The sequence below is a fragment of the Pseudomonas oryzicola genome (assembly GCF_014269185.2).
GTDB classification, from domain to species: Bacteria; Pseudomonadota; Gammaproteobacteria; order Pseudomonadales; family Pseudomonadaceae; genus Aquipseudomonas; species Aquipseudomonas oryzicola.
The window spans coordinates 3,891,986-3,915,385 of the sequence record NZ_JABWRZ020000001.1; the positions used below are offsets into that span (position 1 = coordinate 3,891,986).

General features: G+C 63.9%; 25 protein-coding genes. 2 read left to right on the forward strand and 23 right to left on the reverse strand.

Going from position 1 to position 23,400, the window contains the following annotated elements:
* Nucleotides 1-62 precede the first annotated feature (62 nt).
* The 13 genes from HU760_RS17930 to HU760_RS17990 form a co-directional block, all read right to left on the reverse strand.
* A complete protein-coding gene (locus HU760_RS17930; RefSeq protein WP_003260720.1) occupies nucleotides 63-698 on the reverse strand; it encodes a TetR/AcrR family transcriptional regulator in 636 nt (211 codons plus the stop codon).
* A 483-nt stretch (nucleotides 699-1,181) separates the two neighbouring features.
* The gene (locus tag HU760_RS17935) at nucleotides 1,182-1,964 is read right to left on the reverse strand and encodes a TatD family hydrolase (RefSeq protein WP_186680229.1); all 783 of its coding nucleotides are present in this window, start codon (nucleotides 1,962-1,964) and stop codon (nucleotides 1,182-1,184) included.
* 30 nt (nucleotides 1,965-1,994) lie between these two features.
* A complete protein-coding gene (locus tag HU760_RS17940) occupies nucleotides 1,995-2,981 on the reverse strand; it encodes a DNA polymerase III subunit delta' (protein ID WP_186680232.1) in 987 nt (328 codons plus the stop codon).
* Nucleotides 2,974-3,606 (reverse strand): dTMP kinase, encoded by a 633-nt coding sequence (tmk, locus tag HU760_RS17945; RefSeq protein ID WP_186680235.1) that lies wholly within the window; start codon nucleotides 3,604-3,606, stop codon nucleotides 2,974-2,976. The genes HU760_RS17940 and tmk overlap by 8 nt, the downstream gene beginning before the upstream one ends.
* Nucleotides 3,607-3,615: 9 nt before the next feature.
* Nucleotides 3,616-4,803, reverse strand: a complete 1,188-nt coding sequence (mltG, locus tag HU760_RS17950) for an endolytic transglycosylase MltG (protein ID WP_186680238.1) — start codon at nucleotides 4,801-4,803, stop codon at nucleotides 3,616-3,618.
* 4 nt (nucleotides 4,804-4,807) lie between these two features.
* The gene (gene pabC, locus HU760_RS17955) at nucleotides 4,808-5,623 is read right to left on the reverse strand and encodes an aminodeoxychorismate lyase (protein WP_186680241.1); all 816 of its coding nucleotides are present in this window, start codon (nucleotides 5,621-5,623) and stop codon (nucleotides 4,808-4,810) included.
* Nucleotides 5,623-6,867 (reverse strand): beta-ketoacyl-ACP synthase II, encoded by a 1,245-nt coding sequence (fabF, locus tag HU760_RS17960; protein WP_186680255.1) that lies wholly within the window; start codon nucleotides 6,865-6,867, stop codon nucleotides 5,623-5,625. The genes pabC and fabF overlap by 1 nt, the downstream gene beginning before the upstream one ends.
* Before the next feature lie 188 nt (nucleotides 6,868-7,055).
* The gene (gene acpP, locus HU760_RS17965) at nucleotides 7,056-7,292 is read right to left on the reverse strand and encodes an acyl carrier protein (RefSeq protein ID WP_186680258.1); all 237 of its coding nucleotides are present in this window, start codon (nucleotides 7,290-7,292) and stop codon (nucleotides 7,056-7,058) included.
* Nucleotides 7,293-7,495: 203 nt separating this feature from the next.
* Entirely contained in the window at nucleotides 7,496-8,236 is a 741-nt protein-coding gene (gene fabG, locus HU760_RS17970) for a 3-oxoacyl-ACP reductase FabG (protein WP_003247160.1), read from the reverse strand.
* 15 nt (nucleotides 8,237-8,251) lie between these two features.
* Complete coding sequence (gene fabD / locus HU760_RS17975; protein ID WP_186680261.1) at nucleotides 8,252-9,190, reverse strand: ACP S-malonyltransferase; 939 nt, start codon at nucleotides 9,188-9,190, stop codon at nucleotides 8,252-8,254.
* A gap of 173 nt (nucleotides 9,191-9,363) precedes the next feature.
* Nucleotides 9,364-10,374 carry a phosphate acyltransferase PlsX gene (plsX, locus tag HU760_RS17980; protein WP_186680264.1) on the reverse strand — a complete coding sequence of 337 codons (1,011 nt, stop codon included), beginning with the start codon at nucleotides 10,372-10,374 and terminating at the stop codon, nucleotides 9,364-9,366.
* A gap of 3 nt (nucleotides 10,375-10,377) precedes the next feature.
* The gene (gene rpmF / locus HU760_RS17985) at nucleotides 10,378-10,560 is read right to left on the reverse strand and encodes a 50S ribosomal protein L32 (protein WP_010223221.1); all 183 of its coding nucleotides are present in this window, start codon (nucleotides 10,558-10,560) and stop codon (nucleotides 10,378-10,380) included.
* Nucleotides 10,561-10,573: 13 nt separating this feature from the next.
* Nucleotides 10,574-11,101 carry a YceD family protein gene (locus HU760_RS17990; RefSeq protein ID WP_012313431.1) on the reverse strand — a complete coding sequence of 176 codons (528 nt, stop codon included), beginning with the start codon at nucleotides 11,099-11,101 and terminating at the stop codon, nucleotides 10,574-10,576.
* A gap of 97 nt (nucleotides 11,102-11,198) precedes the next feature.
* On the opposite strand from HU760_RS17990, the gene HU760_RS17995 reads away from it, so the two are divergent.
* The gene (locus HU760_RS17995; protein WP_186680267.1) at nucleotides 11,199-11,777 is read left to right on the forward strand and encodes a Maf family protein; all 579 of its coding nucleotides are present in this window, start codon (nucleotides 11,199-11,201) and stop codon (nucleotides 11,775-11,777) included.
* A gap of 37 nt (nucleotides 11,778-11,814) precedes the next feature.
* Here the strand turns inward: HU760_RS17995 and HU760_RS18000 are convergent, their stop codons facing one another.
* From HU760_RS18000 to rluC, 3 genes are read right to left on the reverse strand one after another with little or no spacing between them, the layout of a single operon-like run.
* Nucleotides 11,815-12,804 carry a S49 family peptidase gene (locus HU760_RS18000; RefSeq protein WP_186680270.1) on the reverse strand — a complete coding sequence of 330 codons (990 nt, stop codon included), beginning with the start codon at nucleotides 12,802-12,804 and terminating at the stop codon, nucleotides 11,815-11,817.
* A gap of 2 nt (nucleotides 12,805-12,806) precedes the next feature.
* On the reverse strand, nucleotides 12,807-13,484 hold the full coding sequence (locus tag HU760_RS18005; RefSeq protein WP_186680273.1) for an HAD family hydrolase: 678 nt from the start codon (nucleotides 13,482-13,484) through the stop codon (nucleotides 12,807-12,809).
* Between the two features lie 3 nt (nucleotides 13,485-13,487).
* Entirely contained in the window at nucleotides 13,488-14,444 is a 957-nt protein-coding gene (gene rluC, locus HU760_RS18010; RefSeq protein ID WP_186680276.1) for a 23S rRNA pseudouridine(955/2504/2580) synthase RluC, read from the reverse strand.
* 796 nt (nucleotides 14,445-15,240) lie between these two features.
* Between rluC and rne the strand changes: the two genes are divergently transcribed.
* Nucleotides 15,241-18,540: a ribonuclease E gene (gene rne, locus HU760_RS18015; protein ID WP_217858974.1), complete on the forward strand. Its 3,300-nt coding sequence runs from the start codon at nucleotides 15,241-15,243 to the stop codon at nucleotides 18,538-18,540.
* 173 nt (nucleotides 18,541-18,713) lie between these two features.
* Here rne and murB read toward each other — a convergent pair whose 3' ends face one another.
* Genes murB through HU760_RS18050 form a run of 7 tightly spaced genes read right to left on the reverse strand, consistent with a single transcriptional unit; the run spans nucleotide 18,714 to nucleotide 23,251 of the window.
* Nucleotides 18,714-19,733, reverse strand: coding sequence for a UDP-N-acetylmuramate dehydrogenase (gene murB / locus HU760_RS18020; RefSeq protein ID WP_186680297.1), 1,020 nt, complete (start codon nucleotides 19,731-19,733; stop codon nucleotides 18,714-18,716).
* The gene (locus HU760_RS18025; protein WP_186680300.1) at nucleotides 19,730-20,194 is read right to left on the reverse strand and encodes a low molecular weight protein-tyrosine-phosphatase; all 465 of its coding nucleotides are present in this window, start codon (nucleotides 20,192-20,194) and stop codon (nucleotides 19,730-19,732) included. The genes murB and HU760_RS18025 overlap by 4 nt, the downstream gene beginning before the upstream one ends.
* Nucleotides 20,194-20,958, reverse strand: coding sequence for a 3-deoxy-manno-octulosonate cytidylyltransferase (gene kdsB, locus HU760_RS18030; protein WP_186680303.1), 765 nt, complete (start codon nucleotides 20,956-20,958; stop codon nucleotides 20,194-20,196). The genes HU760_RS18025 and kdsB overlap by 1 nt, the downstream gene beginning before the upstream one ends.
* Nucleotides 20,955-21,140 (reverse strand): Trm112 family protein, encoded by a 186-nt coding sequence (locus HU760_RS18035; RefSeq protein WP_003247142.1) that lies wholly within the window; start codon nucleotides 21,138-21,140, stop codon nucleotides 20,955-20,957. The genes kdsB and HU760_RS18035 overlap by 4 nt, the downstream gene beginning before the upstream one ends.
* Before the next feature lie 43 nt (nucleotides 21,141-21,183).
* Nucleotides 21,184-22,185, reverse strand: a complete 1,002-nt coding sequence (lpxK, locus tag HU760_RS18040; RefSeq protein ID WP_186680306.1) for a tetraacyldisaccharide 4'-kinase — start codon at nucleotides 22,183-22,185, stop codon at nucleotides 21,184-21,186.
* The gene (locus tag HU760_RS18045) at nucleotides 22,185-22,619 is read right to left on the reverse strand and encodes an ExbD/TolR family protein (RefSeq protein WP_186680321.1); all 435 of its coding nucleotides are present in this window, start codon (nucleotides 22,617-22,619) and stop codon (nucleotides 22,185-22,187) included. The genes lpxK and HU760_RS18045 overlap by 1 nt, the downstream gene beginning before the upstream one ends.
* Entirely contained in the window at nucleotides 22,616-23,251 is a 636-nt protein-coding gene (locus tag HU760_RS18050; protein ID WP_170028901.1) for a MotA/TolQ/ExbB proton channel family protein, read from the reverse strand. Before HU760_RS18050 ends, HU760_RS18045 begins: the two co-directional genes overlap by 4 nt.
* Nucleotides 23,252-23,400 lie beyond the last annotated feature (149 nt).

The following is a 23,400-nucleotide window of genomic DNA, read 5'->3' on the forward strand; positions in this document are numbered from 1 at the left end:
CATAAATCAGGTTTTTGCAAGCCCCGCTGCATGCCGGTATCAAAGGGAAGCGCAGGACTGCTTCAGTTCGACGGTTCCGGGTCGCGCTTGCGCTTGTTGCCCATGCGCACGCCGATGTCCATGAGAAACTGGAAGAAGCCTTCCTGATCCTCCAGCACGTTGCTCCAGAACGGCGAGTGGTACAGCGCTACAGCGCCATGCACCAGCGCCCAGGCAGCGCAATAGTGGAAATACGGCGGCACGTCTTCGAGCTTGCCTTCGCTGATACGGCCCTTGATCAGCTGGGTCAGGCGGTCGAAGTTGGAAGCGCGGATGCTGTGCAACTGCTCGACCATTTCCGGTACCTGGTTGCCCTTGACCACCTTTTCTTCCAGACGGTCGAACAGCCGGTAACGCTGCGGGTCACGCATGCGGAACTCGAAATAGGCGCGCGACAAGGCTTCCTTGTCGCGATCGACATCGGCCGAGTGCAGCAGCGCGTTCAGGTCGCGCTCGTAGTCGAGCATCAGGCGCAGGTAGATCTCCGCCTTGGACTTGAAGTGCTTGTAGATCGTGCCTTTGCCGATGCCCACGGCGTCGGCGATCATCTCGACGGTGACGCTGTCCTCACCCTGTTCGAGGAACAGTTTGAGCGCGGTGTCGAGGATTTCCTGTTCGCGACGGCGAAACTCACGGACCTTACGAGGTTCTTTCTGCATAGGAAGGAGCTGGATGACAATCGAAGCGGTTTATTATGCCTAACTTGCAGGAAATTGCACGGATCATCCACGCATGTCTATGTTTCATGATGCATACGGCCATGCGCTGCGGGAGGAATGAAACGTCGGCGTATTCCAAATCTGTTTAAAAAACGACCAACAGGCACTGGCACTGCGCCAAACCTGGCCAATACTAGAAGTGTTGGCGCGGCGCATCCCCCCCAAGTGGCGCGCCGATAAAGGTGCTCAGGGACCGCGTACCTTTGTTTTACTCCTAATGGTCTTGACCCGGATTCCCCCCCCAGAACCCGGGTTTTTTTTGTGTGTGTTTTTTTGCGGGGAATGTGGGCTGCAAAGTGCCTGCCGTGAGTTTTGCGGTGCCAGCAAAATCGAACGCTGCGCAGGCGGCGCTGGCTCTCACAGGTACTGCAAGGGTTGCGGCGGGCAGCGGGTAGCCCTCACACAACCTCTACACCTCATCAATCAAGCCACGCGTGCCAATGGGAACAGGCGCTTGAAGTTGGCCGTCGTCTGTTCGGCCAATTGCGCATAGCTGGCCCCCCGCAACGAAGCCACATATTCCGCCACCTCGCGCACATACTGCGGCAGGTTCGGCTTGCCACGATGCGGAATCGGCGCCAGATACGGCGAATCGGTTTCCACCAGCAGCCTGTCGACCGGCACCTGCCGCGCCACCTCACGCAAGGCATCGGCATTGCGGAACGTGACAATGCCAGACAAGGAAATGTAGTACCCCAGGTCCAGCGCGGCCTTGGCCATCTCCCAATCTTCGGTGAAGCAGTGCAATACACCCGCCTGCGGCAGATCAGCCTCGCGCAACAGCGCCAAGGTGTCAGCGCGGGCCGCGCGGGTGTGCACGATCACCGGCTTGCCGGTCTGCCGCGAGGCCTCCAGGTGCAAGCGGAACGACGCTTGCTGCAGCTCGGCAGCCTCCGGCTCGTAGTGATAATCCAGCCCGGTTTCGCCAATCGCCACCACATGCGGGTGGGCCAGCTCGCGCAACAGCCATTCCAGCGCCGGGGTCTCGCCAGGCGCGAGGTCCAGCGGGTGCACGCCCACCGAGCAATCGACATCGGCGTACTGTTCGCTCAGCGCCTTCACCGCGCCGGCATTCTCGGCACTGACGCCGATACACAGAAAGTGCCCGACCCCGCGCTCACGCGCCGCCTGCAAGGCGGCATCGAGAGAACCCTGGTGAGCGCTCAGGTCAAGACGGTCAAGGTGACAATGGGAATCTACGAGCATGGGATAACGGCACACATGAAAAAATGAAGATCAGCGGGCGCCCGGCAACTGCAGCCAGTGAGCCAGCAGCGATTCAAGCAACAGGGCACGATTGAGGTTGGCCTTGCCCAGCACCTTCTGGCGTTGCTCCAGAAGCCACGCCTGCACCTCCAGCACCTTGGCCTGGCGGCTCTTCTGCGCCAGGTACTGCACCACCTTGCGCATATCGGCCAAGCCTAGCCCCTCCTCGTCCTGGGTCAATTGGTAGCGCAGGATCAGGTGCGACCAATCGCAGAACCAATCGAACAGCAGCAACAGCGGCACGTTGCTCCAGGCCTCGGCCAGCTGGCTGGGCGATTGCTGCTGCTTGAGCAGCTTCTTCACTCCGTCGGTCACCAGCGCCCGCTGCTCGCGCACGCCCTGCGCCTGCAGGCTGACAGCCATCAACGGCGAACCGGCAGCCAACGTCAGCAACTCGTCACGCTCGGCTTCGTCACTGTCGGGAAGCGCGCTCGCCAGCCAGGCCCGACTCTGGGCCAGACTGGGCTGCGGGCAGGCGACCTGCTGGCAGCGGCTCTTGATGGTCGGCAGCAGACGGCTGGGCTGATGACTGACCAGCAGCAACACAGTGTCGCCGGAGGGCTCTTCGAGGCTTTTGAGCAAGGCGTTGGAAGCGTTGACGTTCATCGCCTCAACCGGCTCGATCAGCACCACCTTGCGCCCACCCAGTTGCGCCGTCTGCACCACGAAAGCCACCAGTTCGCGCACCTGGTCGACCTTGATCGGCTTGTCGGCTTCCTCGGGTTCGAGGACAAAGTTGTCCGGGTGGCTGCCGGCCTTGAGCAACAGGCAGGACTTGCACCCACCACAGGCCTCCAGGCCCTGGGGTTGCTGGCACAGCAGACGCGCCATCAGGCGCTCGGCCAGGGCCCGTTTGCCGATACCCTGCGGCCCATGCAGCAGGTATGCGTGGGCGTGCTGGCTGCGGCCGGCCAGCTGTTGCCAGAGGGCCTGCTGCCAGGGAAAGGCCTCAGCCACGGCATCGCTCCACGATGTCCGGCAGCAGCGCATCGATAGCACGCTGCACGGCTTCCAGAGGCTGGGCTGCGTCCAGCAGTTTGTAGCGCTGTGGCGCGCGCTGGGCGCGCTGCAGGTAGGCCTGCCGTACAGCTTCGAAAAACGCCTGGCCTTCCTGTTCGAAACGGTCAAGACGCCCGCGCGCTGCGGCGCGGGCCAGGCCCACTTCAACCGGCAGGTCGAAGACCAGGGCCAGGTCCGGACGCAGGTCACCCTGGACGAACTGCTCCAGAATGGCGATGCGCTCGGCAGGCAGACCGCGCCCGCCGCCCTGATAGGCATAGGTGGCATCGGTGAAGCGATCACACAACACCACTGCTCCACGGGACAGCGCCGGGCGGATCACCTGCGCCAGGTGCTGGGCACGGGCAGCGAACACCAGCAGCAGTTCGGTGTCGGCCGCCATGCTTTCATCGCTGGGCGCCAACAGCAGTTCACGCACCTTTTCCGCCAGCGGTGTACCGCCTGGCTCACGCGTCAGCACCACGTCCAGGCCCTGCTCGCGCAGGCGCGCGGCCAGGTAGTCACGATTGGTGCTCTTGCCCGCGCCTTCGGGGCCTTCCAAAGTAATAAACAAGCCGCTCACAGGCAGTCCTTAATGTTGTTCGTCAGGCGTCGGCCGTTCGGCCGCTTGCGCGCCGCCAACCGGGGCGTCCTGCGCAGGCGGTTGATCGAGCGCGGGCTGCTCGGCCGGCTCAACCGCCGCTGGCGCCTCAGGCGACGCGCCCGCGTCGGCACCCGGCTGGGGCTGCGGTGCGGGGCTGGAGCGATAGTCCGCACGGCGCTTGAGCTGGAACTCGCGCACGGCCGAATTATGGTCGTCGAGGTCGTCGGAAAACACATGGCTGCCATCGCCACGGGCGACGAAATACAAGCTGGTGCCATCGGACGGGTTGAGCGCCGCGTGAATCGCCTCGCGCCCGACCATGGCAATGGGCGTCGGCGGCAGGCCGGTCATGGTGTAAGTGTTGTACGGCGTCGGCTCACGCAGGTCGGCGCGAGTGATCTTGCCGTTGTAGCGCTCACCCATGCCGTAAATCACCGTCGGGTCGGTCTGCAGCATCATGCCCATGCGCAGGCGCCGCACGAAGACGCCGGCGATCTGCCCGCGCTCCTGGGGAATACCGGTTTCCTTCTCCACCAGCGAGGCCATGATCAGCGCCTGGTACGGGTCGCGGTACGGCAGATCGGTGGCGCGCTCCGCCCACTCCTTGGCCAGCACTTCATCCAGGCGCATGTACGCCTGCTGCAGCAGCTCGACGTCGCTCATGCCCCGCACGAAGCGGTAGGTGTCGGGGAAGAAGCGCCCTTCGGGGAACACTCCGGTATGGCCGAGCTTGTCCATGACGTCCGCATCCGACAGGCCGTCCAGGGTGTGCTTGATCTTTTCATGCCTTGCCACCGCAGCACGCACCTGACGGAAGGTCCAGCCCTCGACCAGGGTCAGGTTGTACTGCACCACGTCGGCCCGTCGCCAGGCATCGAACAACTGCTCGACGGTCATGCCGGGAGTCAGGCGGTACTCGCCGGTGTGCAGGGGGGTACCGGCCATATTGAAACGCCAGTACAGGCGCAACCAGACAGCGTCGTCCAGCAACCCTTCGCTCTGCATGCGATAGAACATGCGGTTGGGGTTGGTGCCATTAGGCACGTCGAGCAGGCGTTCCTGCGTCACGTGCAAGGGCTGCTGCAAAACCGAGTTGACTTTCCAGGCCGACCAGCCCACAGCCAGGCCGGCAAGGATCAAGCTCATTTCCAGCAGCAGCAGGAATTTGCGTCTCACGAATTCAGGTTTCCAGTAACGTACGGGCAACGGCCTGCAGTTTACGGGTGAGCGGGCCCGGCGACCAGTTTAGCGCGGCTATGCCACGCACAGGCCAGACACCGTAGACACTATTGCAGACAAACACTTCATCGGCCTGTTCCAGCGCCTCGAACGGCAAGTCGCAGACCTGCACCGGGATGCCCTGCAGCACCGCCTGTTGCAGCAACGCCGCGCGCATGACGCCAGCGACGCCACAACGGCTGAGGTCAGCCGTGAACAGCTTGCCCTCGCGCACCAGGAACAGATTGCTGAACACCCCTTCGATCAGCCTGCCCTGCCCATCGCGCATCAGGCCTTCGGCATGTTCGCTGTCCTGCCATTCGGCACGGGCCAGCACCTGCTCCAGACGATTGAGGTGTTTCAGCCCGGCCAGCAGGGGTTGCTCGCCAAGCCGGGTCTGGCACAGGAACAGCCGCACGCCGTGCTCGGCATGTTCGACAGGATAGCTGGGCAACGGGCTGCCCTGCAGGATACGCCGCGGCATGGCACCGGCAACCGGCGCATAGCCGCGCTGGCTGTCGCCACGGGTAATGATGAGTTTGGCAATGCCATCAGCGAGCTGGCTGGCGTAACGCAGCAGTTCTTCGCGCACCAGTGCCAAGTCGGCATCGATCGCCAGGCGCTGGCAACCCAGCGCCAGGCGGGCGAGGTGGCCGTCCAGCAAGCTGGGCCGGCCGCCACGCACGGCGATGGTCTCGAACAGGCCATCGCCGTAGGCCAGGCCGCGGTTCTGCAGGTTGACTGCAGCCGCTGGCTGGCCGTCGATCCAGCTGTGCATCAACCGGCGAACCGGCGGAATACCAGCGAACCGTTGGTACCACCAAAACCGAACGAGTTGGACAGCACCACATCGATCGGCATGCTGCGCGCCTGGTGCGGCACGAAGTCGAGGTCGCAACCTTCGTCCGGCTCGTCCAGGTTGATGGTAGGCGGTGCCATCTGGCTGTTGATTGCCAGGACGCTGAAGATCGCTTCCACCGCACCGGCAGCGCCCAAGAGGTGGCCAGTCATCGACTTGGTCGAGCTGACCGCCAGCTTGTAGGCATGCTCGCCGAACACGCGCTTGATCGCTGCGACTTCAGCGATGTCGCCCGCCGGGGTGGAGGTGCCATGGGCGTTGATGTAGCTGACCTCTTGCGGCTGGATGCCGGCATCGCGCAGGGCGTTGGCCATGCAGCGGGCAGCGCCTTCGCCGGTGTCGGGCGGCGATGTCATGTGGTAGGCATCCCCGCTCATGCCGAAGCCGACCAGCTCGGCGTAGATGGTGGCACCGCGCGCCTTGGCGTGTTCCAGCTCTTCAAGCACCAGGGCACCGGCACCATCGGACAGCACGAAGCCGTCACGGCCCTTGTCCCACGGGCGGCTGGCCCGGCTTGGCTCGTCGTTGCGGGTGGACAGTGCACGCGAGGCACCGAAACCGCCCATGCCCAGGCCGCAGGCAGCCATTTCGGCGCCACCGGCGATCATCACGTCAGCTTCACCGTAGGCGATGTTGCGCGCGGCCATGCCGATGCAGTGGGTGCCGGTGGTGCAGGCCGTGGCGATGGCGTAGTTCGGCCCCTGCAGGCCCAGGTGAATCGACAGGAAGCCGGAGATCATGTTGATGATCGAGCCCGGCACGAAGAACGGCGAAATACGACGCGGCCCCGAATCGTGCAGGGTGCGGCTGGTTTCTTCGATGTTGGTCAGGCCACCGATACCCGAGCCCATGGCCACGCCAATCCGCTCGCGGTTGGCGTCGGTGACTTCCAGGCCGGCATTGCGCACCGCCTGGAAACCGGCCGCCAGGCCGTACTGGATGAACAGGTCGAGCTTGCGGGCCTCTTTGGCCGACAGGTATTGCTCGACCTCGAAGCCTTTCACCGAGCCGCCAAAACGGGTGGAGTAGGCAGACAGGTCCGTGTGTTCGATCGGACCGATGCCACTGCGGCCAGCCAGAATGCCCTGCCATGTGCTCGGTACATCGGTACCCAGTGGCGACAGCATACCCATACCGGTGACCACGACGCGTCTACGCGACACAGTACTCTCCTTTTCTAGTAACAGAGTCTCTTGCCATTGCATTCAAGCGCAGGAATGGAATGGCAACAGGCTCTAGAGTGCGCAGTGAACGAGGCAGCCTGGAAAAATACGGGCGCTCGCAAAGAAAAAACCGCACGCCGGCGAAGGCAGTGCGGTTTTCCCCGACAAGTAGCGTCGACTAGCGCGTCTTAGGCCTGGTGGGCTTTGACGTAGTCGATGGCAGCTTGAACGGTAGTGATCTTCTCGGCTTCTTCGTCAGGGATTTCGGTCTCGAATTCCTCTTCCAGAGCCATCACCAGCTCAACGGTGTCAAGCGAATCGGCACCCAGGTCATCGACGAAGGACTTGGACTCAGTCACTTCCTCTTCCTTCACGCCCAGTTGCTCGGCGACGATTTTCTTGACGCGTTCTTCGATGGTGCTCATACCTAGTTTTCACTCCTAATGGATATATGTCAGGCAGCTGGCCGGTGGCTAATTTTATAGAAAGACGTTCGCTTTTCAAGCTAAACGCACTTTCAGGCTAGCCAGCCTACCCGCTGCCTAAAATTCGGTTGCAGCTTTATAACGGATTTTAGGCTCGCAGTATGACTCTTTTTTTACGAAACCCGTCACATTCAGTTGCAGTGTTACATGTACATCCCGCCGTTGACCGGCACGGTGGCGCCAGTTACGTACGCTGCGCCGTCGGATGCCAGGAACGAAACCACCTTGGCAATTTCGTCAGCCTGGCCCAGGCGGCCCAGCGGGATCTGGGTCTGCAGGGCTTCGCGCTGCGCTTCCGGCAGCTCGCGGGTCATGTCGGTATCGATGAAGCCCGGAGTCACCGAATTGACGGTGATACCGCGCGAGCCCACTTCACGCGCCAGGGCGCGACTGAAACCTTCGAGGCCCGCCTTGGCGGCCGCATAGTTGGCCTGGCCGGCGTTACCCATGGCACCGACGACCGAGCCGATACTGATGATACGACCCCAACGCGCCTTGGTCATGCCACGCAGCACGCCCTTGGACAGACGGTAGAGGCTGTTCAGGTTGGTGTCGATCACGTCGAACCACTCGTCGTCCTTCATGCGCAGCATGAGATTGTCGCGGGTGATGCCGGCGTTGTTGACCAGGATGGCGGGGGCACCGAACTGCTCGCCAATGGCGGCCAGTACAGCTTCAACAGATTCGGCGCTGGTCACGTTCAGTTCCATGCCGGTACCGGTGATGCCGTGTTCCTTCAGGGTGGCAGCAATGCGCTCGGCACCGGAAGCCGAAGTGGCGGTACCGATCACGGTCGCGCCCTGGCGGCCCAGCTCGAGGGCGATGGCCTGGCCAATGCCACGGCTGGCGCCGGTGACCAGTGCAACTTTACCTTGCAGGCTCATGCAAGCTTCTCCAAATCAGGCCAGCGCCGCGCGGGTGGCGGCGACGGCGTCAGGGGTGTTGAGGTTGTAGGTGGTCACACCATCGGCGCAACGCTTGTTCAGGCCGGCCAGGACCTTGCCCGGACCGCACTCGACCAGGTTGACGGCACCGTTCGCCGCCAGGGTCTGCACGCACTCGACCCAGCGCACCGGCTGGTACAGCTGCGCCAGCAAGTCTTGCTTGAGGGCGTCGAGGTCGGCGGCCACGGCAGCGGTGACGTTCTGCACCACGGGGATCTGTGGGGCCTTCCACTCGATGGCGTTGACCGACTCGGCAAAGCGCTCGGCAGCCGGCTTCATCAGTGCGCAGTGCGACGGTACGCTGACCGCCAGCGGCAGGGCGCGCTTGGCGCCCTTGGCCTTGCACAGCTCCATGGCACGGTCTACTGCGGCCTTGTTGCCGGCGATGACTACCTGGCCTGGCGAGTTGAAGTTGACCGCGCTGACCACCTGGTCTTCGGCCGCTTCGGCGCAGATTTCAACCACCACGGCATCGTCCAGGCCGAGAATGGCAGCCATGGCACCATGGCCGGCCGGCACGGCTTCCTGCATCAGCTGGCCACGGCGTTCGACCAGGCGCACGGCGTCCTTCAGGCTGATGCTGCCAGCAGCAACCAGGGCGCTGTATTCGCCCAGGCTATGACCGGAAACGAACGCCGGCCGTGCACCGCCCTCTTCCAGCCACAGGCGCCACAGGGCGATGGAGGCAGTCAGAATGGCCGGCTGGGTCTTGTCGGTCTGGTTGAGTTGTTCTTCCGGGCCTTCCTGGACCAGCTTCCACAGGTCGTAACCAAGTGCCTCGGACGCTTCCTTGAAGGTTTCGATGATCACTGGCTTCTCGGCGCCGAGCTCGGCGAGCATGCCCAGCGACTGGGAACCTTGACCGGGAAAGACGAATGCGAGAGATGCAGACATTGAACAAGCCCTTATGATCTTGTCGTCGGATAGGGTGCGCCAGGCCCCGGGCCAGGCGCAGAATCTGAAAGCTTGGATGGAGACTCCACCTGCGCGGTCACATTTAAGCACTTCATCGGCGATATGCCTAAGATCTTCGTTTACCTGTGCCAGCCATTTTTCACAGGCACAAGCTACCGCAACAGGTCCTCCAGGCGCCCATGCAAGCGCTGCGGCAGGTTCTCCTGAATCTCGATCAACGCCCGCTGGATGGCACTCTGGAAGCCCTGCACCCCCGCCGAGCCATGGCTCTTGATGACGATGCCCTGCAACCCGAGGAAGCTCGCCCCATTGTGCCGCGCCGGCGCCAGGTCGGCCTGCAGGCGCTTGAGCAGCGGCATCGCCATGGCCCCGGCCACCCGCGACAACACGCCACCCTTGAACAACTGCTCGATGCGCGCACCGATCATCGTTGCCAGCCCCTCACTGGACTTGAGCAGGATGTTACCAACGAACCCGTCGCAAACCACCACGTCCGCCTCGCCACGATACAACCCGTCACCCTCGACGAAGCCCACATAGTTGAGCCCGCGGGCGTTCTGCAACAGGCTGGCCGCCAGCTTGACCTGCTGGTTGCCCTTGATGTCCTCGGTGCCGATGTTCAGCAGCGCCACACGCGGCCTGTGCACGCCCAGGGCCTGGGCAGCCACCGAACCCATCACGGCGAACTGGTAGAGGTTTTCAGCACTGCAGTCGACATTGGCCCCCAGGTCGAGCAGCTGGCAATAGCCGGACTGGGTCGGGATCGCCGCCACCATGGCCGGTCGATCGATACCCGGCAGGGTCTTGAGCACGAACCGCGACAGCGCCATCAGCGCCCCGGTGTTGCCGGCACTGACACAGGCCTGAGCCTTGCCGTCGCGCACCAGTTCGAGGGCAATGCGCATCGACGAGTCGGGCTTGCCGCGCAGCGCCTGGGAGGGCCGCTCGTCCATGCCGACCACCTCGCTGGCGGCCACAATCTGCAGGCGCGCGCGATCCGCAGCCGCAAGGCCGCTGACAAGATCTTCAAGGAGGGAGGGTTGACCGACGAGGGTCAGGTGCAGCGAGGGAGTAGCCGAAAGGCAGGCAATGCTAGCCTGGACAATGCTGCGGGGACCGAAGTCCCCGCCCATTGCGTCGATCGCGATGATCTGAGCGGACAAGGATTACTCGTCAGCGCCCTTGTCGATCACTTTGCGACCACGGTATACGCCTTCTGGCGAAACGTGGTGACGCAGGTGTACTTCACCGGTGGTTTTCTCTACCGACAGCGCGTTTTCCGACAGGGCGTCGTGCGAACGGCGCATGTCACGGGCAGAGCGGGATTTTTTGTTCTGCTGAACAGCCATAATTGATTAACTCCTAAACGTTTGGGTCACGCTTTAACTGCGCCAAAACACTGAACGGGTTGGACCGCGATACCTCGTCCTTGCTCGATTCGGGCTCGTCTGCGCCCGCCGGCTGCTGGCATTCTTCCGGATGGTGAGCAGGCACGATTGGCAAGGCGAGCAGAAGCTCTTCCTCGATCAATGCCTGCAGATCCAATGGATCTTCGCCCAGTTCCAGCACGTCATAGCCTTTCGGCAACGACTGGGTATTCGCACCCTCCTTCACCACGGCGTATGTACATTCGCTGTGGATCGGCAGGGTGACCAGCTCAAGACAACGCTGGCAAACCATCTTGACCTCGACGTCCAGCTCGCTGTGGATAACCACTACGTGCTGTTCATCTCGTTCAAAATCGAACTTCGCCTGCACCGTACCGACATTGTCGGAAAGCGGGTCGCAGAGTCTTTCCAAATCAGCGAGTTGCAGCGAACCATTAAGGGTTACGCCACGATCAGCCAATTTGCGCGGGTCAACGTGAGGTGGAATCGGGTCATTCAACATAGGCGCAGCATTCTAGGGATGCCCCCCGCCCCTGTCAAAGGAAATTCGGCGGCATCGTGCGTGATAGAATTTGGTTAAACCGATTCAGGAGTCTACCATGCTTCCTCTGTTACTGGCTTCCAGCTCTGCCTACCGCCGCGAACTGCTCGCACGCCTACGCCTGCCCTTCAGCTGGGCAAGCCCCGACATAGACGAACAGCGCCTGCCTGGCGAACCGGCGGCGGACCTGGTGCGGCGCCTGGCCAGGCAGAAGGCAGAAGCACTGGCCAGCAGCCACCCCGCGCACCTGATCATTGGTTCGGACCAGGTTGCGGTGCTCGGCGAGCAGGTGCTGGGTAAGCCGCACACCTTCGAGCGCGCCTGCGAGCAGTTACTTGAGTGCAGCGGGCAACAGGTGAGCTTTCTGACCGGGCTGGCACTACTGAACAGCGCCACCGGGCAATGTCAGGTGGATTGCGTGCCGTTTACCGTGACATTGCGTGAACTGAGCCGCGAGCAGGTGGAGCGCTATGTGACGGCAGAACAGCCGCTGGATTGCGCTGGCAGCTTCAAGGCGGAGGGGCTGGGGGTGAGCCTGTTCCAGAGCACGCACGGGTGCGATGCGACCAGCCTGATCGGGCTGCCTTTGATTCGGCTGGTGGATATGCTGACCAAGGAAGGCACGGCCATCCCTTGAGACCCTGGGGCCGCGTTGCGGCCCCGGCAATCTTGGTTCAGCGCAACTGCGGCCCCTGGAACCCCATCCACATGGCCAGGTGTTCGGCCACGCTGGCCCCTACGCGCTTGGAGAAGCGATCGAGCGGCGATTCCTGCACGGTGAAATCCACCAGCTCCTTCTCGCCAACGATTTCCCGCGCCACGTAGCTGGCACTGCCCAGCCCATCGACCAACCCCAGCTCCTTGGCCTGCTCACCCGACCAGACCAGGCCACTGAACAGCTCAGGGTGCTCCTTGTCCTTCAGGCGCTCGCCGCGCCCCTGCTTGACCATGGCGATGAATTGCTTGTGGGTGACATCCAGCACACCTTGCCAGAACCGGGTCTCGTCGGGCTTTTCCGGCGAGAACGGGTCGAGGAAGGCCTTGTGCTCGCCGGAGGTGTAGGCTCGTCGCTCGACACCCAGCTTCTCCATGGTGCCGACAAAACCGTAGCCCGCCGCCGTCACGCCGATGGAGCCCACCAGACTGGCCTTGTCGGCGTAGATCTCGTCCGCCGCACTGGCAATGTAGTAAGCACCGGAAGCGCCCAGGTCAGTGATGACCGCGTACAGCTTGATGGCCGGATACTCGGCGCGCAGGCGGCGGATTTCGTCATACACGTAGCCCGCCTGCACCGGACTGCCACCCGGGCTGTTGATACGCATCACCACTGCCTTGGTCTTGCTGTCCTTGAACGCCTCGCGCAAGCCCTTGACGATATTGTCGGCGCTGGCCGACTCCTGATCGGCAATCATGCCGCGCACCTCGACCAACGCGGTATGGCTGACATTGCGCGACGCGGCCTTGTCCATATCCATCAGCGGCGTGAACAACGCCAGGATGCCGAACAGGTAGACGAAGGTCAGCAGCTTGAAGAAGATCCCCCAGCGACGCGTCCGGCGATGCTCCTGAACGTTCGCCAACAGGGTCTTTTCCAGCAGCCTCCAGCTGTTGCGCGCTTCGCGCTCCTCGGTTTCGGCCTCAGGGGCTTTCCATTCGTCTGCCATGCTTACCTACCTTGGAAAGGAATTGCGGAACCTCCCAGCCACTCGCGCAACTGGGAAAAGTGATCGATGCACACCTGCGGCCCGAACTCGGCCAGCGCCTGCAGCGACATGGCACCATAGCCCACGGCCGCCGAATGCATGCCAGCATTGCTGGCCATCTGCAGGTCGAACGCCGAATCGCCAACCATCAGCGCGCGCGCCGGCTCGACGCCACAATGGCCGAGGATTTCCTCGAGCATGCGCGGATGCGGCTTGCCGCGAGTCTCGTCGGCGGCGCGGGTGATGTCGAAGAACTGCTCCAGACCATTGGCCTTGAGCACGCGGTCCAACCCGCGGCGCGCCTTGCCGGTAGCCACTGCCAGGCGGTACCCCTCGGTACGAAAGGCATCCAGCGACTCCACCACGCCGTCGAACAGTGGCGAGGGCTGCTGGTCCAGAGCCATGTAGATATCGGCATAGTGCTGACGGAAGCTTTCGACTTGCGCTGGCGCCAGGTGCGGATACAAGGTCTGGATCGCCTCGCCCAGGGCCAGGCCGATGATGCCCTTGATCGCATCATCGCTGCTTAGCGCCTCACCGGCACGTTCGGCGGCGGCATTCATGGCCTCGACAATACGCCCGATGGAATCGGCAAGGGTGCCATCCCAGTCGAAGATCAGCAGCTCATAGGCTTTTTTCATAGATCAGGATGCACTCAGACGCTCAACGGTTTTCGCCCAGACCTCATCCACCGGCGCCTCGAGCTTGAGCTCGCCACCGTCCGGCAGCGGCACGGTCAGCGCGTAGGCATGCAGGAACAGGCGCTTGCCACCCAACTCGCGAATTTCGCGACTGAAGTCTTCATCGCCGTACTTGCTGTCGCCGGCGATCATATGCCCGGCATGCAGGGTGTGCACGCGAATCTGGTGGGTACGGCCGGTGACCGGGCGCGCCTCGACAATGGTGGCGAACTCGCCAAAGCGGCGCAGCACGCGGAACAGGGTCAAGGCCTCCTTGCCTTCATCGTTGACCTCGACCATGCGCTCGCCGGAGCGCAGGTTGCTCTTGAGCAACGGCGCGCTGACCTGTTTCTTCGAAGTCGGCCAGTGGCCGCGCACCAGCGCCATGTAGCGCTTGTCGACACCGTCACCGCGCAGCGCGGCATGCAGGTGGCGCAGCATGCTGCGCTTCTTGGCGATCATCAGCAGGCCGGAGGTGTCGCGGTCCAGGCGGTGCACCAGCTCCAGTTCCTTGGCATCCGGGCGCAGCTGGCGCAGCGCCTCGATCACGCCAAAACTCAGGCCACTGCCGCCATGCACGGCGATGCCGGCCGGCTTGTTCATCACGATCAGCGCCTTGTCTTCGTAGACGATGGCCGCTTCCAGGCGCTGCAGCAGGCCCTGGGCCACCGGCGCCGGTTCGTCGCGCTCGGGCAGGCGGACGGGCGGTACCCGCACGATGTCACCGGCCTGGATCTTGTATTCCGGCTTGACGCGGCCCTTGTTGACCCGCACTTCACCCTTGCGCAGGATGCGGTAGACCAGCGTCTTGGGCACGCCCTTGAGGGCCGTGATAAGGAAATTGTCGATGCGTTGGCCGGCAAGTTCCGGCGCGACTTCGATCAGCTGAACGCCGGAAGTCGGAGGGGTATTGGTCGTCATGGCGGGATCATAACAATTTTTTATGGAATTGAAGCACTTAATCATTGCTGCTATAGTCGCGAACGCCGCCAAAAGCGGCAGGCCAGCGGCACCAGGCTCCTAGCCGGTCCCTGACCAACGCAATTCTCCAGGACGCGAGGCCGTCCTACGGGGTTTTCGCCAGTTTACCGAATTGCCTGGAATCGCCACCAGCGCCGTGTAGAGAAGACCGAAAAAAAACGACAAGTGCGGTGTTTCACCTGCTTACCCGATTCTTTTCGCTGCACCTCTGCCCGCCCGTCGCTTCCACGCAACGCCCGGCGAATGCTTCGGAAATACCTGCCTTGGACATGAATGGCGCCAGCGCAGAAACTGCGCTGGCGAAAAATGCAACCCGTTGCGGATTCAGCGCGCGGCAGCACCCGAATTATCAGGGATACGTGCAGGGTGGAGATGCACAGCCCTCGGACCGTGTAGCACCGCGTCCGGCCACCAGCCCACTGACGGCTGGCGAGCGGATAAGGTCCTGAACAGATGCCTCCGGGCGTCCACGGCTGACGGTTGATTCCTCCTCCTGACTGAGTGCACAAGGCCCGCTTGGTTGATTCGGATTCCAATTCGAAGCCACCGGGGCCCTGTTGGCACCGCAGCAAACAGGACGCGTCGTCGCGACAACGGCAGGCTGGGCAACCGGCTGGTGCCGAACGTTGCTCGACACGGGGGTGGCCCGGCCACCCTTTGCGCACCTTGGCACCGACCATGAGACGTCGTGTGTGCCGAACGCCGTTTCCGGCAGCCCGGAAACCGACGGTACAACATGAAAAGAATGCTGATTAACGCAACTCAACCCGAAGAGTTGCGTGTAGCCCTGGTGGACGGCCAACGTCTCTACGACCTGGACATCGAGTCCGGCGCGCGTGAGCAGAAAAAGGCCAACATTTACAAAGGCAAGATCACCCGCATCGAACCCAGCCTCGAAGCCGCCTTCGTCGACTTCGGTTCCGAACGTCACGGCTTCCTGCCGCTGAAAGAAATCTCCCGCGAATACTTCAAGAAAGCCCCCGAAGGGCGGGTCAACATCAAGGAAGTCCTGAGCGAAGGCCAGGAAGTCATCGTCCAGGTCGAGAAGGAAGAGCGCGGCAACAAAGGCGCCGCCCTCACCACCTTCATCAGCCTGGCCGGCCGCTACCTGGTACTGATGCCCAACAACCCGCGTGCCGGCGGCATCTCCCGCCGCATCGAAGGCGAGGAACGCAACGAACTGCGCGAAGCCCTGAACGGCCTGACCGTCCCGGGCGACATGGGCCTGATCGTGCGCACCGCCGGCCTTGGCCGCAGCAGCGAAGAAATGCAGTGGGACCTCGACTACCTGCTGCAGCTGTGGACCGCCATCAAGGAAGCGTCCCAGGACCGCGCCGCACCGTTCCTGATCTACCAGGAAAGCAACGTCATCATCCGCGCCATCCGCGACTACCTGCGCCAGGACATCGGCGAAGTGCTGATCGACAGCATCGATGCCCAGGAAGAGGCCCTGACCTTCATCCGCCAGGTGATGCCGCAGTACGCCAGCAAGGTCAAGCTGTACGAAGACAGCGTGCCGCTGTTCAACCGCTTCCAGATCGAAAGCCAGATCGAGACTGCCTTCCAGCGCGTGGTCGACCTGCCGTCCGGTGGCTCGATCGTGATCGACCCCACCGAAGCCCTGGTGTCCATCGACATCAACTCGGCACGTGCGACCAAAGGTAGCGACATCGAAGAAACCGCCCTGCAGACCAACCTGGAAGCGGCCGAGGAAATCGCCCGCCAGCTGCGCCTGCGTGACATCGGCGGCCTGATCGTCATCGACTTCATCGACATGACCCCGGCAAAGAACCAGCGCGCCGTTGAAGAACGCGTCCGCGAATGCCTGGAAGCCGACCGCGCCCGCGTCCAGGTAGGCCGCATCTCGCGCTTCGGCCTGCTGGAAATGTCCCGCCAGCGCCTGCGCCCATCGCTGGGCGAAAGCAGCGGCATCGTCTGCCCGCGTTGCTCCGGCACCGGCATCATCCGTGATGTCGAATCGCTGTCGCTGGCCATTCTGCGCCTGATCGAAGAAGAAGCCCTGAAAGACCGCACTGCCGAAGTGCGCGCCCAGGTGCCGATCCCGGTGGCCGCGTTCCTGCTCAACGAGAAACGCAATTCGATCACCAAGATCGAACTGCGCACCCGTGCGCGCATCATCATCCTGCCGAACGATCACCTGGAAACCCCGCACTTCGAAGTCCAGCGCCTGCGCGACGACAATCCGGAAGTGCTGAGCAACCAGTCCAGCTACGAAATCGCCGCCGCCGAAGCCGAAGAAGCGCCGCAGCCGACGGCCACCCGCACCCTGGTTCGCCAGGAAGCCGCGGTGAAGACCGCTCCAGCGCGCGCCAATGCGCCGGTGCCGGCCACCGTTGAAGAGCCGCAGCCTGCCGCTCCGGTGGCTGCCCCGAGCGCGCCGGAGCCGAGCCTGTTCAAGGGCCTGGTGAAATCGCTGGTCAGCCTGTTCGCCGGCAAGGAAGAACCTGCCGCCGCGCCGGTGGTCACTGCCACCGAAAAACCGGCAGCCGAGCGCAGCCCGCGCAACGAAGAACGCCGCAACGGCCGCCAGCAGAGCCGCAACCGCAACGGCCGCCGCGACGAGGAGCGCAAGCCACGTGAAGAACGTGCCGAACGCGCTCCACGTGAAGAGCGCCAACCACGTGAGGAACGTGCACCGCGCGAAGAGCGCGCGCCACGTGAAGAACGCGCCCCACGCGAAGAGCGTGCACCGCGTGAAGAGCGCGCCCCACGCCAGCCACGCGAAGACCGCCGCGGCAACCGTGGCGAAGAGCGCGTGCGTGAACTGCGTGAGCCGCTGGACGCCACCCCTGCCGAGCGCGAGGAACGTCAGCCGCGTGAAGAACGTGTAGCCCGCGAAGAGCGTGCTCCGCGTGAAGAGCGCGCCCCTCGCGAAGAACGTGCTCCACGTGAAGAACGCGCCCCTCGCGAAGAACGTGCTCCACGTGAAGAACGCGCACCACGCGAAGAACGTGCTCCACGTGAAGAACGCGCACCACGCGAAGAACGTGCTCCACGTGAAGAACGCGCACCACGCGAAGAACGTGCTCCACGCGAAGAACGCACGCCACGCCCACCACGTGAAGAGCGTCAGCCACGTGTAGCCGAAGAAGCGGCCGTGCAGGCTGCCGAACTGGCCGAAGAGCAACTGCCGAACGAAGAGCTGCTGCAGGACGAACAGGAAGGCACCGATGGCGAGCGCCCACGCCGCCGCTCCCGTGGCCAGCGTCGTCGCAGCAACCGTCGTGAGCGTCAGCGCAACGCCAATGGTGAGCTGATCGAAGGCAGCGACGAAGAAGGCAACGAAGAGCAGCCGCAACAGCACCAGGCCACCGAGCTGGGCGCCGAACTGGCTGCGGGCCTGGCCGTGACTGCCGCTGTTGCCAGCAGCAGCATCAGCGCCGAAGCCGAAGCCCAGGCCAACCAGCAGGCCGAGCTGGCCACCGCTGAAGTCGCTGCTGCAGAAATCGGCGACCGCGAAGCCGCCCAGCCTGCAGAGCAGGCCGAAGCAGCCGCCAAGGCGGAAGAAGTTGCCGTGGCACCGGTGGTCGAGCAACCGTTCAGCGAGCCTGTGGCCGTAGTCGAGGCAAGCGCCGAGCCTGTGATCGAAGTCGCACCGCAGCCCGTGCTTGAAGCGGCACCAGCCGCCGAGCCAGCCGTGGCTAGCGAAGCTGCGACCGAAGCGCCTGCTGTCGAGGCCGGTGAAATCGAACAGGCCCCGGCCGTGATCGAAACCGCCGCGGTTGCCGAGCAGCCTGCGCCGGTTGTCGAGGCCCAGCCAGAAGTGGTTGCCGCCGAGCCTGCCCCGGCGGTCGTCGAGCCGGTAGTCGTCGAGCCTGCTCCGGTTGCAGCCTCTGTGGTTGCCGAACCTGCCACTGTCATGCTGGCCAACGGCCGTGCGCCCAACGATCCGCGTGAAGTGCGCCGCCGCAAGCGTGAGGCCGAGGCTGCTGCCAAAGCCGCACAGGAAGCTGCTGCAGCGGCCGAGGAACCTGCCCTGGAATCCACCGATGAGCAAAAACCTCATCACGGTTGATAGCCAAGGCTGAATGAAAAAGCCCCGCCAGTGAGAACTGGCGGGGCTTTTTCTTGGCTGAGCGTTTTTCCTGTACCGGCCTCTTCGCGGCTAAAGCCGCTCCCACAGGGGCCCCACTACCCTCACCCTGTGGGAGCGGCTTTAGCCGCGAAAGGGCCAGCCCAGGCACTGAATCAGTAGAGGTTGGGCTCCATCTCCAGCTCGACGCCGAAGCGCTCCAGGATATCGGCCTGGATCCGCCGCGCCAGCACATGCATCTGCGCCCCGCTCGCCTGACCATGGTTGACCAGCACCAGCGACTGCAAGCGATGCACCCCGGCATCGCCCTCGCGGTAGCCCTTCCAGCCGGCCTGCTCGATCAACCAGCCGGCTGCCAGCTTCACCTGCCCGTCGGCCTGGGGATATGCCACCACGCCAGGGTACTGGACACGAATACGCTCGACCTGCTCCGCCGCTACCACCGGGTTCTTGAAGAAGCTACCGGCATTGCCCAGCTCTGCCGGGTCTGGCAGTTTCTCGCGGCGAATGCTGCAGATCGCTTCGCTGATCGCCTGCGCGGTCGGCTCGCTCACGCCCTGCTCTGCCAGGCGCTGACGCACCGGGCCGTAGTCCAGGCGGGCGTGCAAGGTGCGGCTCAAGGCAAAGCGCACACGCAGGATCAACCAACGCCCAGGGTTACGCTTGAACAGGCTGTCGCGATAACCGAACGCACATTCCGCCAGGCCGAAGTCACGCAGCGCGCCGGTCTCGCGGTCCATGGCGGTCAGGCCGAGGAACACGTCCTTGACCTCCACCCCGTAGGCGCCAACGTTCTGCATCGGCGCAGCGCCAACCGTGCCAGGGATCAGGCTGAGGTTCTCCAGCCCGCAATAGCCCTGCGCCAGGGTCCACTGCACGAACGGGTGCCAGGACTCACCGGCCTCGGCCTCGACCACGATGCGTTCGCCATCGTCACTGAGCACACGCCGACCACGGCTGGCCATGTGCAATACCCATGCGTCGATATCCCCGGTCAGCAACACATTGCTGCCACCGCCAATGACCAGCACCGGCAAGCCGCGCTGCTGCGCCTGGCTCAATGCCTGGCGCACTTCCTGGTCGTCATGTGCCGGGCTGAAATAGCGCGCCTTCACGTCGATGCCAAAGGTGTTGTAAGGCTTGAGCGATACCTGCTCCTGCCACTGCAGTGTCATAGCCGCCCCTTGATTTCCAGCACCAGCGCCTGGCAAGCCGCCTCGACCAGATCGAGCACCTGCTCGAAGCCGTCGGCGCCGCCATAATACGGGTCTGGTACTTCATCCAGCGCTGCGCCATAGCGGCGCAGGAACAGGTCAAGCTCCCCCACTGCCGTATGCGGGCGCAGGGCGCGCAGATGGCTGAGATTGCTCTCGTCCATGGCCAGGATCAGGTCATACTCGGCAAAATGCGCCGCCTTGACCTGCTGGGCGCGCTGCTGCGAAAGGTCATACCCGCGCGCGAGCGCCGCCTTGCAGGTACGGCTGTCGGGCGCCTTGCCGACATGCCAGTCACCAGTGCCGGCTGACGCCACATGCACCTTGTCGGCAAGCCCGGCAGCCTGCAGTTGATGGCGCAGCACGCCTTCGGCCGTGGGCGAGCGGCAGATATTGCCCAGGCAGACGAACAGAATGCGCATCAGGCCTCCAGCAAGCGCCGTACGCGCTCCAGGTCTTGCGGAGTATCCACGCCAACGGCAGGCGCCTCGATGGCATCCTCGACGTGAATGCGCACGCCGTGCCACAGCGCCCGCAGTTGTTCCAGCGATTCGGTCTGCTCGAGCCAGCACGGCCCCCAGCTGACGAAGTCCTGCAGGAAGCCGACACGGTAGGCGTACATGCCGATGTGGCGACGGTAAGGCACGCCCGCCGGCAGCTGGTCACGGCCGCTGGCGAACGCGTCACGCGCCCAGGGCAGTGGCGCGCGGCTGAAGGTCAGGGCCAGGCCATGCTTGTCACTGACCACCTTGACCGCATTGGGGTTGAACACGGTTTCCGGCTCATGCACAGGCTCGGCCAGGGTGGCGATGCCAGCCTGCGGGTTCGCGGCCAGGTTGGCCGCCACCTGGTCGATGATCACTGGCGGGATAAGCGGCTCGTCGCCCTGCACGTTGACCACGATGGCATCGGCTGGCAGGCCCAGGTGTGCGGCCACCTCGGCCAGGCGGTCGGTGCCTGATTCGTGGTCGGCACGGGTCAGCAGCACTTCGGCGCCAAAGGCCTGGCAGGCTTCGACGATGCTGGCATCGTCAGTGGCGATGACCACACGGCTGGCGCCGCTCTTGCGCGCCTGTTCCCACACATGCTGGACCATCGGCTTGCCGGCGATCGGCAACAACGGCTTGCCCGGCAGGCGCGTGGAGCGCAGACGGGCGGGAATCACCACAGTGAAGTTCAGGCTCATTTGTCCAGACGCTCATCGTCGGTCAGGGTGCGCGCCTCGCTTTCCAGCATCACCGGGATGCCATCGCGGATCGGGTAGGCCAGGCCTGCGCCCTTGCTGATCAGCTCGGTCTTGTCGGCACTGAGCTTGAGCGGCCCCTTGGTGATCGGGCAGGCCAGGATATCGAGCAGTTTGGTGTCCATTGGAGCTTCCTTTAGGCCAGGTGGCCGGAAATTGAAAACGGGCTCAGGGCTTGCGCAGCAAGCGCTGCAACTGGTTGTCGAACCAGGCGCTGAAAGCCGGCGTTGGCTGTGCGTCGACAGCCAGGTACCACCAGTCGTCAGCGGCGAAGGCCCGGCATTTCACCGCGTCCTTCTCGGTCATGACCAGTGGCAGTGGCGGGCTGAAGGCCAGGCTTTCGGCGCTGAACTGCGCATGGTCGGCAAAGGGATGCGGCACCGGCTGCCAGTTTAGCCCCAGCAGGGTATTGAAGAAACGTTGCGGATTGCCGATACCGGCCACCGCATGCAGGCGTTGGCCTGCGGGGAAATGATCGAGCGCGCGGCGCTCGCCACTGCGCAAGTTGACCAGGGCGGATGGTTGCAGGCAGAAGCCGAAGCCATCGGCGCGGTCGTCGCGGCTACCGTTGAACAGCACCGCATCCGCCTCGTGCAGGCGCTCGGCCGGCTCACGCAACGGCCCCGCCGGCAGGCAGCGGCCATTGCCCAGGCCGCGGGCGGCATCGATCAGCACCAGTTCGAGGTCACGCGCCAGGCGGTAGTGCTGCATGCCGTCGTCGCACAGGATCAGGTCGAGGGGTTCGCTGGCCAGCAATGCCTGTACCGCGCGGGAGCGGTCGGGGTCGATCATCAGCGGTACGCCGCTGCGCTGCACGATCAGCAGCGGTTCGTCGCCGGCCTGCTCGGCGGGCTGGTTGGCCTGCACGCGCCATGGCAGCTGCGGCGGCTTGGCGCCATAGCCCCGGCTGACCACCCCGACCTTCAGCCCCTGCCGCCGGCAGTGCTCGATCAGCCAGAGGATCATCGGTGTCTTGCCGGTACCGCCCACGGTGATGTTGCCCACCACGATGACCGGCACCGGAGCCCGGTAGCTGGCGCTTTCGCCACGCACGAAACGCGCTCGCTTGCGGGTGACCACGCCGCGGTACAGCGCCTCCAGCGGGCGCAGCAGCGCCAGGGCCGGGTGACCGGCGTACCAGGCCGCGAGCAATCGGTCGGCGAAGGCCATCAAGGCGTACCCTGGGCCGCCTCGACCGTGGTCATGCGCAGCTGGCTGAAACCGAGCTTGCCGGCGGCATCCATCGCGGTGACTACAGCCTGGTGCGGGGTCCTGCCATCGGCGCTGATGGCCAGCGGCAGCTTGTTGTCGCCGCCCGACTCACGCTCGATCGCTTCGCTCAGGGTGGCCAGGTCGCTCTTGGGCAGCAGGTGGTTGTTCACCGAATAAACGCCTTCGGCGCTGATGGTGATTTCCACCAGCTTGCCCTGGTCGGCCGGCGCCTGCTCGGCGCTGGTGGCTTCGGGCAGCTCGACGCGCAGCTGGGTCTCGCGGGTGAAGGTGGTGGTAACCACGAAGAACAGCAGCAGCACGAACACCACGTCGATCAGCGACGCCAGGTTGATGTCGACGTTCTCCCGCTGGCGATTGCGCCGGAACTTCACGCCTTGCCTCCGGCCACTTCCACTTCACGGTCGCCCTGGAGTACTTCCACCAGCTTGATCGCTTCCTGCTCCATGCCGACCACCAGCTCATCGATGCGGCGCAGCAGGAAACGGTGGAAGAACACCGCCGGGATACCGACCATCAGGCCGGCCGCAGTGGTGACCAGGGCCTTGGAGATGCCGCCCGCCAGTACGGCCGCGTTGGCGGTCATCTGCGAGCCGATGAAGGCGCTGAAGATGTCGATCATGCCCAGCACGGTGCCCAGCAGGCCGAGCAGCGGAGCCATGGCAGCGATGGTGCCGAGGGTGCTGATGTAGCGTTCCAGCTCGTGGATGACCCGCGAGGCAGCTTCCTCGATGCATTCCTTCATGATTTCGCGGCCATGGCGCGAGTTGGCCAGCCCGGCAGCGAGGATTTCCCCCAAAGGCGAATCGGCGCGCAGGGCCTTGAGCTTGTCACTGGTCAGTTGCTTGTCCTTGATCCACATCCAGACCTGGCCCAGCAGGTGCGGCGGAGTGACGCGGCTGGCGCGCAGGGTCCACAGGCGCTCGACGACGATAGCCATGGCGGCGATGGAGCTCAGAATGATCGGCAGCATCATCCAACCACCGGACTTGACCAATTCCCACACAGTAAACGCCCCTTCGGAAAAAGGCTGCCACTCTACCATAGGCGCGCCGGGGGCTCATCTGCCGGAGGTCAGGGAATTGGCGCTGGGCCAGAGGGGGATGCCTTGGTTCGGCATCAGGGCGGACAGGTGCTCGCCATCACGGATGCAGC